The organism is Bosea sp. RAC05 (genome assembly GCF_001713455.1).
Taxonomy (GTDB): domain Bacteria; phylum Pseudomonadota; class Alphaproteobacteria; order Rhizobiales; family Beijerinckiaceae; genus Allobosea.
Genome location: NZ_CP016464.1, coordinates 4,805,763 through 4,819,953 on the forward strand (window position 1 = coordinate 4,805,763; position 14,191 = coordinate 4,819,953).

Here is a 14,191-nt window from a genome sequence, read left to right on the forward strand (position 1 = left end):
CCGTCAGCTCAGGACCACGTTGGCCGCGCTCTCCGGCAGTTCCTTGCCGAAGGAGCGCTGGTAGAACTCGGCCACCAGCGTGCGCTCCATCTCGTCGCACTTGTTCAGGAAGGTGACGCGGAAGGAGAAGCCGATATCGCCGAAGATCGCGGCGTTCTCGGCCCAGGTGATGACCGTGCGCGGGCTCATCACCGTCGAGAGATCGCCGTTCATGAAGGCGTTGCGGGTCAGGTCGGCGACGCGGACCATCTTGTCGATCACGCTGCGGCCTTCGGGCGTGCCCTGGAAGTGCTTCGACTTCGCCAGCACGATCTCGACCTCGTTGTCATGCGGCAGGTAGTTCAGCGTGGTCACGATCGACCAGCGGTCCATCTGGCCCTGGTTGATCTGCTGCGTGCCGTGATAGAGGCCCGACGTGTCGCCGAGGCCCACCGTATTGGCGGTGGCGAAGAGCCGGAAGGCGGGGTGGGGACGGATGACGCGCTTCTGGTCGAGCAGTGTCAGCTTGCCCGACTGCTCGAGCACGCGCTGGATCACGAACATCACGTCGGGGCGGCCGGCGTCGTACTCGTCGAAGACGAGCGCGATGTTGTTCTGCAGCGCCCAGGGCAGGATGCCGTCCTGGAACTCGGTGATCTGCTTGCCTTCCTTCAGCACGATCGCGTCCTTGCCGACGAGATCGAGGCGGGAGACGTGGCTGTCGAGGTTGACGCGCACGCAGGGCCAGTTCAGGCGGGCCGCGACCTGCTCGATATGGGTCGACTTGCCGGTGCCGTGATAGCCCGAGATCATCACGCGCCGGTTATGGGCGAAGCCCGCCAGGATCGCGATCGTGGTGTCGTGGTCGAAACGGTAATCGGGGTCGAGATCGGGCACATGCGCCTCGGCCGTCGAATAGGCCGGCACCTCCAGATCCGAATCGATCCCGAAGGTCTGGCGCACCGACAGCTTGATGTCGGGCAGGCCGGCGGCAGTCGTCGTTGTCATCATCAAGTCTCCGGGCGTGGGAGCGTGACCGGGGAAGACCGGTTGTCCCGACGCCGACCGAGGAGGGAGGCAATGACCCCTAATTAGAGGCAAAGCCCGGGACCGGCAATTCGCAAAGCGCCGGGTCGGCACTACGCGGCAGGCATGCCGGGCATCGCAAGAGCCGTGCCGCCGTCGGATGGTCAGCCGTGCGCCCGCGCCGCCAGAAGGCGTCTCAGGAGGCCGGCGACCCGGCCCGCCCCGTCGAGATCGATCGCCGGGCGCGCGGGCGCGTCGGTCGCCAGCGCGGCGGTGACCGCGGCCGCCAGATCGGCCGGGCGGGCCGGCTCAGGGCCCGACAGCCTCAGGCAGCGCGCCAATCCCGCCTTTTCCATCGCCTCGGCCCGGATCGCCTGCTCCGTCTCGGCGCCCTCGTCGAAGGGCACGACGATCGCCGGCCGCCCCGCCGCGACGAGGTCGAGCACGGTGTTGTAGCCGGCCTGGCTGATCGACAGCGCCGAGCGCGCCAGCAGGGCCGGAAAATCCGCTCGCGCGCGCTCGACCGTGACGTTGGGCGAGGCTGATTGCCGCAGTGCGGCGAAATCGCTCTCCGCCACGCCTTTGCCGACGAGGATGCGCCAGCGACGCGAGGGATCGCAAAGCCGCGCTGCCGCGAGGCAGAGCCGAAACAGCGGCAGCGCGGCGGCCGAACCGCCACCCGAGACGACGACTTCGCCCGCACCCTCGCCATCGGCCGATGCGAGTGCAGTCACCGGCGGCGGCGCCAGATAGCCCGTATAGTGCAGCCGCGCCGCCAGGGCTGGCGAAACCGGCCAGGAGGCCTCCAGCGGCAGGAAGCTCCGGTCGCCATGGACGAGGACGCCGTCGAACAGGCAGGACAGACGCTGCTCCGCCTCCGCGATCCGGTCCGGGCGCGGCGTCACCAGCACGTCGCGCACCGAGGCCAGCACCAGCGCAGACGGATTGGCAGCCTTCGCCGCGGTGATCAGCGTCAGGAATTCCTCCGCCAGTTGCCGGCGGCCGAAGGGGAAATGCTCGGTCACGACGACATCGGGCTTCAGCGTCGTCGCCAGCGCGGCGAGCATGGCCCGGCGCCGCGCCAGCCGGCCCGCCTCGATCGGGGTGCCCGCTTCGTCCAGCAGATTGCGGAAATCCAGCCCCTCGACCTTGACCGGGGGCAGCTGCACGAAGGCGAAGGCCTCGCCCGTCATGTCGCGCAGCGGCGTCCCGCCACTCGCCAGCGTCACGGCGAATTCAGACTCGGCCAGGGCCCGCGCCAGCTGCGCCGCCCGCACCAGGTGGCCGCTGCCGAGCAGATGCGTCACCGAGATCAGGACGCGCGCTGGCTCCCCCGCGACGCTCACGGCGCGAGCCCCGCCGAGGCGCGCAGCCGCGCCGCGATCCCGTCCAGACCCGCCGCGGCCGAGAAGGCGCCCGTCAACCGGGCCAGCGCCGCCTGGCCGAGCGCGGCCCGCCGGTCCGGTGCCTCCGCGAGAGCGGCGAGCGCTTGTGCCAGGGCCGCGACGTCGCCGGGCGGCACCAGCAGCCCCTCGACACCATCGCGCACGAACTCCGGAATCCCGGCGAAATCGGTGGCGACGATCGGCAGGGCCTGGCTCGCCGCCTCCATCACCACATTGGGCAGCCCGTCGCGATCACCGTCACCGGCCTTGCGCGAGGGCAGCACGAAGAGATCGGCCTCGCGCAGCGCGGCGATGACATCGCCCTGTGCCTTCGGGCCCGCCCAGGTCACGCGCTCTCCGAGCCCCAGCGCTATGGCCTGAGCCTGCAGCGCCTTAAGCTTTTCGCCACCGCCGATATGCGTCAGCCGCCAGTGCAGCCCGGCCGGCAGCCGCGCCAGCGCCGCCAGCAGATCATCAAAACCCTTCTTCTCCACCGCCCGGCCGATGGTGACGATGCGAACCGGGTCGGCCGGGTCGCGGCCGTCGCGCGGGGGGCGCGGCGGGGGCGCCGGAAAGCGGCCGAGATCGAGCCCGTGATAGACCAGCGCGACCTTGTCGGGCCGGTCGGCCAGGCGCTGCAATTCGCGGTGGCCGTCCTGCGTGCAGGTCACGCCCCAGGCGGCGTCCGCGATCTTCTCGCGCTTCTCCCAGTCCGGCGTCGTCCAGATGTCCTTGGCATGGGCCGAGAACGACCAGCCGATGCCGCGCAGCAGGGCGGCGTAGCGGATCACCGAGGCCGGCGTGTGCAGGTAATGGACGTGAAGATGCGTGGTCGCCGCCGGCAGCTCGCGCGCCATCACGCAGGCCTGGCCGAAGCGGCGCAGGCGGTTGCGCGTGCGATCACGGGCGATGTCGCGCAGAAAGACCGGCAGCAGCCGCAGCAGGCCGGGCCGCATCAGCGCGCCGAGCACGCCGCGCAGCACACGCCCGGGCTCCTCGTGCAGATATTCCGGCAGATAGCGCACCGGCACGGTGATCTGGTCGTGCATCAGGTGGCGCGCGGCATCGGTCGGGCGCCGCAGCGACCAGATCGCGAAGGGCAGGCCGCGCTGCTGCAGGCCGAGCAGCTCCTGCGCGATGAAGGTCTCCGACAGGCGCGGATAGCCCTTCATCGCGATCGCGATCCGAGGGGCCTTGTCGGCCGCATCGGCCTGCCCGAAAATCGGGATCCCCTTTTCGGGCCGATGCGGCTCCGTCATCGCCGGCCGATCAGCATGAAGCGGGTATAGTTCTTCGTCGGCAGCGCCCCGGCGAAGAGCGTCTCGGAGAGGCCGGCCTGCGCCTGGAACGCCTCCAGCGAGGGCACGCAGCTGCGATGGTCGGGCTCGCGGACATAGTCGTTCGACTGCAGCAGCAGCGGCAGCCCCGGCGGCAGCGTGGCGAGCCAGCCCGGCACATCGGCCAGATGCTCGCAGCTCGTGTTGATCACCAGGCCGGGCTGCGGCTGCTCGGTGGCGAAATCCAGCGTCGTCATGTCCGCGGTCACAGCGCGGAACCGCCCCTCGGCGAGATGGCGGCGGTTCAGCCGCTCGGCGACGGGCGCGCAGCCCGGGTCGAGATCGACGCTGACGACGGCGGGGATCGCAAGACGCGGATCGTCGAGCAGCAGGGCGCCGAGGATGCCGTACCAGGCCCCGAGCACCCAGACCGGGCCGTCCGGCCGCGGCAGAACCTCCGCCAGCGCGTCGACCAGCCAGCGTTTCGAGCCGATCTGCTTGTGGTTGAAGGCGATCCAGAGATCGGGCGGCATCCCGTCGGCGACGAGGCGCGCGAGATCGCCAACGACGCGGTTGCCGGTCAGGGCTGCGACGCCGCGCAGAATGTCATAGAAGGCGTCGGGCGGCGCGTCGGACGTCATGTCGTTTCGGAAAGCGGGGATCGAAGGTGGCCGGACCATATGCAAGCGCGCCCGCAAAGGCCAGCGGAGCCGGCCCCAATGCGGACGCCCTCGCCGGCACCCGCCTGCCGCATCTCGCCGCCGCCGCTGCGGGGCTGCGGCAGGTGCTGGCGGCGCATGCGGTGCGCCACTGCCCCCATGTCGTCGAGATCGGCGGCGCCGGCCTGCCGATCACCGGCTTCCTGACGCACCAGCCCGCCAGCGTCACCGTCATCGACCCGAAGATCCCACCCCATGAGGCGGACACGCTGAACGGCGCGCCCTGCCGGCTGCGCCACATCGCCGCCAAGCTGCAGCAGGTCGAACTCGCGCCGCCCGGCCCCTATGCGCTGGTCCTGCTCGGCCTCTCGCTCAAGCCCTTCGGCCGCCGGGGCGCGGTGTCGCCCGAGCTGCTCGCCCTGGCGGGGAGCGCCACGGTGCTGGTGATCGACTATGCGCGGGAGCTGGAACGGGCGCAGGGCCAGATCGGCGCCCTCACCGCGACACGGAGCGACGCGCCGGCCATCGACCTGGAGCTGACGATCAATGACGCCGCCCTGCGCGCGGCCGGCTTCCACCAACGCCACCTTCTCGCCTATGGGCCGGCCTGAGGGCGCTAGCTCGCGGAATCGTCGGGCGCCTTTTCCGCGGCTTTGCGGCGCGGTGTCCGGCGCGGCTTGACCGGCGCCGGCGCCTCGGGAGCAGGCGCCGGGGCAAAGCCATCCCCACCCGCGCCAGCCTCCACGGCGTCCTGAGCGGCCTCGACCGTCGCCTCGATCAGGGTCGGCTCGGCCGCCCTGCTGTCGTCCACCGCGTCGGCGAGTTCGGGAGCGCTGGCGAAGCCGACCGCGCTGAGCGGCTTCTCGCGCCCCCGAATCGTGATCTTGAGCGACGTCGTGCCGCGATAGCTGCGGCCGCTGGCGCGGATCGTGTCCTCGGAGACGAGGATGTCGGCCAGCACGCGTCGCGTCGCCAGTTCGAGCTGCGCCGCCACCGCCACGGTCTCGCCGACCGTGATGTCGCGCCGCCCCAGGCTGTCGTTCTCGACCGCGCCCGTGATCGCCTGGCCGCTGTGAATGCCGATGCCGATGCGCAGCGGCAGCGGCAGCGCCGCGCCGAATTCGCGGTTCAGCGCCTCGACGGCCCGCACGATGTCGGCGGCGGCCGCGATCGCCGTCTGCGCGCTGCGCGCCGGCGTGCCCTCGAGCCCGAACACGGCCATGAAGCCGTCGCCGTAGAAGGCGTCGATGCGGCCGCCATGGGCGGTGATCGCCTGCGCCATCTCGTCGAAGAAGCGGTTGAGGAGCCCGATCAGCTCCTGCGGCAATTGCCGCGCCGACAGGGCCGAGAAGGCCCGCAGATCGGCAACGACCACGGTGAGGCCGCGCTTGCCGATATTGGCGTCGGTCTCAACCTGGCCCGGGGTCGTCGGGTTCAGGCGCGAGGCGAGCAGGATCTGCACCTGGAGATCGTCACGCGGCCGGATCTGGCAGGCGAGCCGCACCCGGTCCGGCGCCGCGATCCGCCGCAGCAGCTTCGCCTCGTTGGGCCCCGGCGGCGGCAGGCCGTCGCCGCCGTCGAGCACCAGCACGCGGCAGGTGGCGCAGCGGGCCCGCCCGCCGCAGAGCGCCGCATGGGGAATCCCGAACCGCCGGAACATCTCCAGCACGGTCGCGCCGGGGGAGAGCTTGCGCACGCCATGGCCGACGAAGCGCACGGTGATCTGCCGCGTCGTCCGCACACGGATCTCGCGGATGCCGACGAAGGCGACGAAGCCGCCGACGAGGCCGTAGAAGATCGTCTTCGCCCAGGTCACATTCTGGTTGAACATCACGATCTGGGCGTCGGTGATGATGTCGGGCGCCGTCGTCATGCGGCCCGCCTCTCGCCCGCCGACCGCGAAACCGATCAGCGCCAGGATCGGGATCAGGATCGCGGCGAGCAGGAAGGGGTCGCGCCAGCGCTGGTAGCCATCGCGCGAGCGCAGCGTGAAATGCAGGCCGATGATGCCATGCGCCCAGACCAGCAGCAGCAGCACGGACTGCGAGGTGGCAAGGCCGGGCCAGAGGCGACGCAGGACGGCCGGATAGCTTTCGTCGAGATGGAAGATGCTGCCCATCACGCGTGTGCCGACGATGTGGTCGATCAGAAACAGCGGAATGGCGAGCCCGAGCGCGATCTGCAGCATCTCGCGCACCGGCATCTTGAAGGTGCGCCGCTGCGCCACGCGCAGCAGCGCGAAGAACGGGTGGACGATCAGCGCGCCATAGAGCGCGACCGTCCCCGCCCAGGAATGCCAGAGCCAGTAGCGCCACGCCTGCACATGCTCCATCGCCGCGACGCCGGCGATGCCGACGGCATGATTGAGGAAATGCGTGGTCGCGAAGAACAGCAGCACCATGCCCGAGGCAAAGCGGATGTCGCGGCTCCATGACGAAACCTGCTCCATGCCGGCGCCCATGCCGGCGCGTCGTCCCGCCGTCTGCTGCAGGCTCATCGCGAGGTCCCGATCGTCAATGCACCTTCTCCGCATGCAGTGTGAAATCGGCGAGGCGATAGAGCCGCGACGCCAGGTCCTTCGTCAGCGCAAGGCTGAAATCGGGCACCGTCTCCAGCAGTTCGAAGAACAGATCCTTCGGCAGGCGCAGTGCCGCCACATCCGTCTTGGCGGTCACGGCACCGACGAAGCTGCGCCCCGACAGGAGCGGCACGTCGCCGACGAGGCTGCCGAAGCTGAGCGGCAGCCGCGGCCCGGTCCCGTCGGGCCCGACATGGGAGATCTCGAGCTGGCCGTGGAGGATGACGAAGACTCCGTCGGGGGCCTCGCCCTCGGCGATGATCTGCGTCCCCGCGTCGAAATGCAGCTTCTCGCCCATCAGCGCCACGAGCTTGAGCCGGGGCGGCGGCAGCGCCCGAAACAGCGGCAGCTGGCGCAGGCAGGCGAGGTCGGCTTCGAGTGTCATGGTCTCGCCTCCATCGGCTTGCTGCGGGCGCCCCGCCCCGGCGCAGGGGCGGCGAACGGCTCGTCACCGGCCTCGTCGCCGCTTTCGATGGTCCCCGCGGGACCATTGAAGACGATCCGGACCGGGATGTCATTGACCAGATGGGTATCCCCGACCAGCAGGAACAGCGTCATCTCCGCGCAATATGCGCGCAGCCGCGCGATCACCTGCTCGGGCTCCGGCGACGTCGCAAGGAAGGCGCCGACATCGAGGATGGCGATCTGCGGTGCCTTGATGAGCGCCTGGGCCAGCGGCACGGCGAGCTTGAGCCGTGTCGGCAGGAACCGGCCCCTGAGCCCGGAATCGGTATTGAGGCCGATGCGGTAGAGATCTCCGTCGAGGCCGGCCCGGGCCAGCGCCTTGCGGACGATCATCGCCACCTTCTTGCGCGCATCGGCGATGCCGTGGCCGATTCGCCCGAACATCAGGTTGTCGCGCAGGCTGGCGCCCAGCATCACCTTCTCTGGGTCGTAGAAATCGACGTCCTCCGCCGCATCGGCGGGGAGATGGCGCTTGAAACTCGCCCGCGCCCGCAGCAGGCGCCGCTGCAGGCGCTCGTCGAGCAGGTTGAGCCGGTGCTTGGGCTCGATATAGCCCAGCGCCAGGGCGACGAGGTCGCGCTCCGCCACCGCATCGAGCGGGCCGCGCATGTCATGTTTCTCGAGCAGCGCGGCGAGTTCGGCCAGCCGGTCGAAATCGAGTCCCGATCCGAAGGAGTAGCGCTCGAACAGGGCATGGCCATGCGGCAGACCGGCGAAGATTTCCGCCACCGTCCCCGCGATCCGCGACCCGACCTCGACCAGCGGCTCGACCAGCGATTCGGCCTTCAGGATGGCGTGGGCATAGGGCTCGAACAGCAGGGTCTCGTTGGCGAAGCGCGGCCCCGTGCGCGCGCCGAAGATCAGGTTCTCGGCGATCGTGGCGTTGGCGTTGTACTGCTCGGGGTCGAAGGGGGTGATCAGCCCGGTCAGCTTGCTGCCCGCCAGTTCCTCCGCCACGGCCCGGCGCGCATCCACGATCTGCGCCTTCGCATCCTCGCGCAGGGAGGCGGTCACCTTGCCGTCGAGCCCCAGCTCGTAGACGTCTTCCGCGCAGCCGAGCACGTCGAGAACGGCCCTGAGCCGCGCGGCCAGCTCGGCCTCGTCGGCCACGCCGGCGCCCTCGTAATCGGTCCAGTCGGCCTCGAACAGCAGCGGCGTGTTGCCGGAGCGGATCGACTCCACGAACTGGCGATGCTCGCTCGCCGAGAGCTTGCCGTCGGGGCGGATGCTCGGCCGCCGCCGCTTGAGGGGCAAAAGGATGTTGTCGCGGATCGTGCCGGCGATGATCTCGGTCTCGCTGCCGGCATAGCCGATGAGATGGCTCGCACGCTCGACCGACATGCGCGCCAGCGGGGCCGAGTCGATCATGACGCGCCCCGAATAGGACATGGCCTGCCGCCCGAGAATGCGCCCGAGCACGTCGCGGCCACCGCCCTGCGGACCGACGACGGCGACCAGGCCCGGGCGTGCCAGCCGTGCCGAGAGCGGCAGCAGCAGCGGCTGGCCGCGATTGTCGAGCATCTGGACGCTGTCGAGCCGGATCTCGCCGGTCGCGGGCAGGCGCTCGACGCCGCCCGGCTCGTCCAGCTGGATCGTGTCGTCCGCATTGAACTGGGCGATGACCTGCTCGTACTTGATCGTCACGTCGTTGCGCTGCTGGTCCCAGTCGATCAGCTCCTTGATCGGCGGCGGCAGGTCACGATAGGCGGCGATGACGGCGACGAGCTGGCCGATGTCGAGCCGCCCCTGCAGGGCGAAGAAGCCGCCGATCGCGTAGAAGAAGAACGGCGTGATCTGCGCGAGCAGGTTGTTGATGAACTTGACCGCGAACTTCCGCTTGTAGAGCGCGTAGCGGATGTCGAAGAGCCGGCCGAGCCGGCCCGAAATGTCGGACTGGACATAGGTGGTCGCGCCATGGGCCTGGATGGTCGGCCCGGCATCGACGATCTCGCCGATCCGCCCCGCGAGCTGGCGCGAGGCGATCTGGCGCTCGCGCCCCAGCCGCAGCTGTTCGCGCCGCAGGATCGGCACGATGATGGCCTGGGCGAGCACGATCACCAGCGCGATCGAGCCGAGCCAGACGCTCTGCACCATGATGAAGACCAGCGCGGTCAGGGCCTGCGTCAGCAGGAAGACGGGCTGGATGAAGGCGTCGCCGACGAAGCCGCCGATCGGCTCGACCTCGTCCTTGATCATGCTGGCGACTTCGGCCGGCTTGACCGCCCGGATCTCCTCGGGGCGGAACCGCATCAGCTGGCTGAACAGGTCGTAGCGCATGCGCCGCAGCATCCGCTCGCCGAGAATGCCCTTGCGGACGTTGATGACGTATTTGAACGCCCCGTTGATCAGCACGAGGAACAGGAAATAGCCGCTCAGGCCGAGCAGGAGGCCGAACTGGCCGACCTGGAACCCCTCGAACAGCGTGACGCTTCCCCCGCCGAGGAAGGACGGCAGATGCAGGCCGAAATCCAGCAGGGTGGCGGTGGTCTTGCCGTCCTTGAAGGCGTTTCCCTGGATCGCATCGTTGACGATCCGCTTCGGCACGTCGAAGGACGCCCAGTAGAACGGGATCGAGGCCAGGATGATGAGCAGGACGATGATCTGTTCGCCGCGGCTCTTCTCCCAGACATATCGGAAGAGGTTGGTCTCCAACGGGAATCCTTGCCGGCGCGCCGGGAGGCGCGCCCGTCTCCTGACCTGCGGCCTCCATATGTGTGCCAGCTACGCGCGGAGCGCAATCCGGCGTCGTCCCCCGTTCGCAGGAGGGCTGCCCGCGCTGGCGCCGCCCGCGCGGATCGCCCGCCGTCCGCCCGGCGGCACGGGGCCGTTGTGCCGCCGTCATCCGCGTCGGCCAACCTCCGGCGCGATGACGCACGCGCCCGAAACCCGTTGGCAAAGCGGCCCTTTCCGCGTCTAGTAACAGTTGGGTCAGGTGAGGCGGTGCTGGAGCGTTCCGGCGAAGGCGGCTGATGGATATTCTGCGGATCAGCGATTTGCGCATCGGCTTCACGATTCACGGGCTCGCTCGCGACGTCGTGAAGGGCGTCAGCCTGCGCGTGCCCGCGGGCAAGACAGTCGCGCTCGTCGGCGAATCCGGCTCCGGCAAGTCGGTGATCTCGCAGGCCATCATGGGGCTGCTGCCGCGCGCCGGCGCCGTCACCGGCGGGGAAATCCTGTTCCGCGATCCCGAGAAACCCGGCTCGTCGATCGACATCGCCGGCCTGCCCGCCGAGGGCAAGGAGATCCGCGCCCTGCGCGGCGGCCGCATCGGCATGATCTTCCAGGAGCCGATGTCCTCGCTCTCGCCAGTGCACACAATCGGAAACCAGATCGAGGAGGCGCTGCTGCTGCACCGGCCGATGCCGAAGGGCGAGGCGCGCGGCCTGATCGAGACCATGCTCGGCCGCGTCGGCTTCAAGGACCCGGCGCGCGCCTTCGGGCTCTACCCCTTCGAGCTCTCCGGCGGGCTGCGCCAGCGCGCCATGCTCGCCATGGCGCTGATCTGCAAGCCGGCCCTGCTGATCGCCGACGAGCCGACGACGGCGCTGGACGTCACCATCCAGGCCCAGGTGCTCGACCTGATGCGCGATCTCCAGGCCGAGATGGGCATGGCGATCCTGCTCATCACCCATGATCTCGGCGTCGTCGCCAACATGGCCGACGAGGTCGTCGTCATCTATCACGGCGAGATCATGGAGAGCGGCCCGGTCGAGGAGATCTTCCGCCGTCCGCGCCACCCCTATCTCAAGGCCCTGCTCAAGGCCTCGCCGCATTTCGACATGGCCGAGGGCGAGCGCCTCGTGGCCCTGCGGGAGGCGAGGCCCCGGCCGCCCGCCACGCCGCGCGCCGCGCCGCAGCCGGGTTCAGAGGCCAGCCCGCTGCTCAGCGTGCGCGGCCTGCGCAAGGCCTACACCACCGGCTCGCGCAGCTTCTTCGGCAAGGGCACGCAGCAGACCGTCCTGGCCGTCGACGATGTCAGCTTCGACATCCAGCGCGGCGAATGCCTCGGCCTCGTCGGCGAGAGCGGCTGCGGCAAGACCACGGTCAGCAAGATCGTGATGCGCGCCGTGACGCCCCAGGCAGGGTCCATCGTCTTCGACGACGGACAGGCGCAGGTCGACGTGCTCGGGCTCGAGGGCGAGGCGCTGCGCGCCTTCCGCCCGCGCGTCCAGATGATCTTCCAGGACCCGGTCTCCTCGCTCTCGCCGCGCATGACGGTGATGAGCATCCTGCGCGAGCCCCTGGCGGTCCACGGCAAGGGCGGCAGCGACGAGCAGACCGCACGCGTGCGGACGCTGATGGAGGATGTCGGGCTCGACGTCCGCTTCCTGAACCGCTATCCGCACTCCTTCTCGGGCGGCCAGCGCCAGCGCATCGGCATCGCCCGCGCGCTGGCGCTCGACCCCGACCTGATCATCTGCGACGAGCCGGTCTCGGCCCTCGATGTCTCGGTCCAGGCCCAGATCCTCAACCTGCTCAAGGATCTGCAGGCCGAGCGCGGCCTGACCTTCCTGTTCATCTCCCACAATCTCGCGGTGGTGAACTACATGGCGGACCGGATCGCGGTGATGGCGAACGGACGCATCGTCGAGATCGCGCCGCGGCACGCGCTGTTTAACCGCCCGGTCCATCCCTACACCAAGGCGCTGCTGCGCTCGGTGCCCTTCGCCGACCTCGACCGCAAGCTCGACTTCAAGCTCGTCGCTCCCGGCGGCGCCTCGGATTCCAGCCATTGGGGCCGGGTGTTCCGGGCCGATCCGGCTGGCGAGGCGCTCGCCCATCTGCCCCTCGGCGAGGGCCATTTCGTGCTCGCCCGCCCGGGCGCCGACATGCGGGAGATGGCCTGATGAGACCGCTCCGCCCGACCCGTCGCGGTGCCCTGCTGACGGGCGCCGCCGCCCTCGCCGCAGCCGGCCTGCCGCGCCTCGCCGTGGCCGCGGCGCCGGCCCGCCCGGCCCGGCTGATCGACAGCCCCGCTCTGGCGGAGCGCGTCGCGGCCGGTTCGCTGCCGCCGGTGGATCAGCGGGTGCCGCTGGCGCCCCGCATCGTCGACGTCTCCGGCCCTGATCGCATGCCGGGCCGTCATGGCGGCACCATGCGCATGCTGATGGGCGATCAGCGCGACATCCGCATGATGACGCTCTACGGCTACACGCGGCTCGTCGGCTATGATGAGAATCTCGACATCGCCCCGGACGTGCTCGAGAGCTACGACGTCGAGGGCGGGCGCATCTTCACGCTGCGGCTGCGGCCCGGCCATCGCTGGTCCAACGGGGCTCCGTTCACGACGGAGGACTTCCGCTACTGGTGGGTGAATGTCGCCAACAACAGCCGCCTCTCCCCGGGCGGCCCGCCGCAGGCCTTGCTCGCCGGCGGCGAGCCCCCGGTCTTCGAGGTCCTGAGCGAGACGGAGGTTCGCTACAGCTGGGCCAAGCCGAACCCGATCTTCCTGCCGGCGCTCGCCGGCGCGCAACCGACCTACATCTTCATGCCCTCGGGCTATCTGAAGCAGTTCCATGTCGACTTCGCCGATCCGGTGACGCTGCGCTCGCGCGTCCGGCAGGCCCGCGTGCGCGACTGGGGCGCGCTGCACGAGCGCCTGTCCCGCACCTACCGGCCCGAGAACCCGGACCTGCCCACGCTCGATCCCTGGCGCAACACCACGCCGCTGCCGGCCGAGCAGTTCAGCTTCCAGCGCAACCCGTTCTTCCACAGGATCGACCAGAACGGCCGGCAGCTGCCCTATGTCGACGAGGTCACGCTGACGGTGGGCACCCATTCGCTGGTGCCGGCCAAGACGGCGGCCGGCGAGGCCGATCTGCAGGCGCGCTATCTGCGCTTCGACAACTACACCTTCCTGAAGGACGCCTCGAAGCGGATGAACTTCGACGTGCGGCTCTGGAAGCGGGCCGAGGGCTCCTATTTCGCCCTGATGCCGAACCTGAACGCCATCGACCCCGTCTGGCGCGACCTCAACCGCGACCTGCGCTACCGCAAGGCGCTCTCCGTCGCGATCAACCGCAAGGACATCAACCACGTCATCTTCTTCGGCCTCGCCAAGGAGAGCGGCAACACCGCCCTGCCCGAGAGCCCGCTCTATGATCCCGCCTATGCGAAGATGTGGATGCAGCATGATCCGGCCCTGGCGGAGCGGCTGCTGGACGAGGCCGGTCTGGACAAGCGCGCGCGCGACGGCGTCCGCCTGCTGCCGGACGGGCGCCGGCTCGAATTCACCATCGAGACCGCCGGCGAGAGCACCGAGGAGACCGACATCCTCGACCTGATCAAGCAGGACCTCTACGCCGTCGGCATCAAGATCTACCCGCGCTCGACCCAACGGGACGTGTTTCGCCGCCGGATCATCGCGGGGCAGACCGTGATGTCGGCCTGGGCCGGCATGGACAACGGACTGGTCGCCGCGGATATGGAGCCCGACGCCATGGCGCCGACGAGCTCGGCCCAGTTCAACTGGCCGCGCTGGGGCCAGTATCTCGAAACCGGCGGGCGCGAGGGCGAGGCGCCCGATCTGCCCGAAGCGCAGGAACTGGTCTCGCTCTACGGCGAGTGGCGCAGCAGCGCCACGCGCGAGGAGCGCCGGCGGATCTGGCGGCGCATGCTCGAGATCAACGCCGAGCAGCTGTTCGCCATCGGGGTCGTCAATGCCACGCTGCAGCCGGTCGTGGTCTCGCGCAAGCTGAAGAACGTCCCGCAGAAGGGGCTCTACAGCTTCGAGCCCGGCGCCTTCTTCGGCCGCTACATGCCCGACACCTTCTGGTTCGACACCACCGCGACCGCTGCTCTCGACAAGGCCGGGGGCTGACC

The 14,191-nt window shown here is 69.9% G+C and carries 10 protein-coding genes; 3 read left to right on the forward strand and 7 right to left on the reverse strand.

The features are described from left to right. Positions 1-3: 3 nt before the first annotated feature. The 4 genes from cobS to BSY19_RS26270 all read right to left on the reverse strand — a co-directional run bounded on the left by cobS (position 4) and on the right by BSY19_RS26270 (position 4,308). Positions 4-990 (reverse strand): cobaltochelatase subunit CobS, encoded by a 987-nt coding sequence (gene cobS / locus BSY19_RS26255; RefSeq protein ID WP_069056740.1) that lies wholly within the window; start codon positions 988-990, stop codon positions 4-6. 179 nt (positions 991-1,169) lie between these two features. Then, entirely contained in the window at positions 1,170-2,351 is a 1,182-nt protein-coding gene (locus BSY19_RS26260) for a glycosyltransferase family protein (RefSeq protein WP_150129744.1), read from the reverse strand. Beyond that, positions 2,348-3,562 (reverse strand): glycosyltransferase, encoded by a 1,215-nt coding sequence (locus BSY19_RS26265; RefSeq protein WP_069057409.1) that lies wholly within the window; start codon positions 3,560-3,562, stop codon positions 2,348-2,350. Before BSY19_RS26265 ends, BSY19_RS26260 begins: the two co-directional genes overlap by 4 nt. Positions 3,563-3,645: 83 nt before the next feature. Continuing rightward, complete coding sequence (locus tag BSY19_RS26270) at positions 3,646-4,308, reverse strand: SAM-dependent methyltransferase (protein ID WP_069056742.1); 663 nt, start codon at positions 4,306-4,308, stop codon at positions 3,646-3,648. Positions 4,309-4,334: 26 nt separating this feature from the next. Between BSY19_RS26270 and BSY19_RS26275 the strand changes: the two genes are divergently transcribed. Continuing rightward, positions 4,335-4,937, forward strand: a complete 603-nt coding sequence (locus BSY19_RS26275; RefSeq protein WP_069056743.1) for a hypothetical protein — start codon at positions 4,335-4,337, stop codon at positions 4,935-4,937. Between the two features lie 5 nt (positions 4,938-4,942). On the opposite strand, the gene BSY19_RS26280 is transcribed toward BSY19_RS26275, so the two are convergent. The 3 genes from BSY19_RS26280 to BSY19_RS26290 are packed head-to-tail and all read right to left on the reverse strand — an operon-like array spanning position 4,943 to position 10,021. Next, a complete protein-coding gene (locus BSY19_RS26280) occupies positions 4,943-6,823 on the reverse strand; it encodes an adenylate/guanylate cyclase domain-containing protein (RefSeq protein ID WP_069056744.1) in 1,881 nt (626 codons plus the stop codon). 16 nt (positions 6,824-6,839) lie between these two features. Continuing rightward, positions 6,840-7,289: a Crp/Fnr family transcriptional regulator gene (locus BSY19_RS26285; protein ID WP_069056745.1), complete on the reverse strand. Its 450-nt coding sequence runs from the start codon at positions 7,287-7,289 to the stop codon at positions 6,840-6,842. Then, entirely contained in the window at positions 7,286-10,021 is a 2,736-nt protein-coding gene (locus BSY19_RS26290) for an ABC transporter ATP-binding protein/permease (protein WP_069056746.1), read from the reverse strand. The genes BSY19_RS26285 and BSY19_RS26290 overlap by 4 nt, the downstream gene beginning before the upstream one ends. 317 nt (positions 10,022-10,338) lie before the next feature. Here BSY19_RS26290 and BSY19_RS26295 point away from each other — a divergent pair, with 317 nt between their 5' ends. Together BSY19_RS26295 and BSY19_RS26300 are read left to right on the forward strand one after the other, a co-directional pair. After that, complete coding sequence (locus BSY19_RS26295; protein WP_069056747.1) at positions 10,339-12,216, forward strand: ABC transporter ATP-binding protein; 1,878 nt, start codon at positions 10,339-10,341, stop codon at positions 12,214-12,216. After that, on the forward strand, positions 12,216-14,189 hold the full coding sequence (locus tag BSY19_RS26300; RefSeq protein ID WP_083247855.1) for an ABC transporter substrate-binding protein: 1,974 nt from the start codon (positions 12,216-12,218) through the stop codon (positions 14,187-14,189). The genes BSY19_RS26295 and BSY19_RS26300 overlap by 1 nt, the downstream gene beginning before the upstream one ends. The last annotated feature ends 2 nt before the right edge of the window (positions 14,190-14,191 follow it).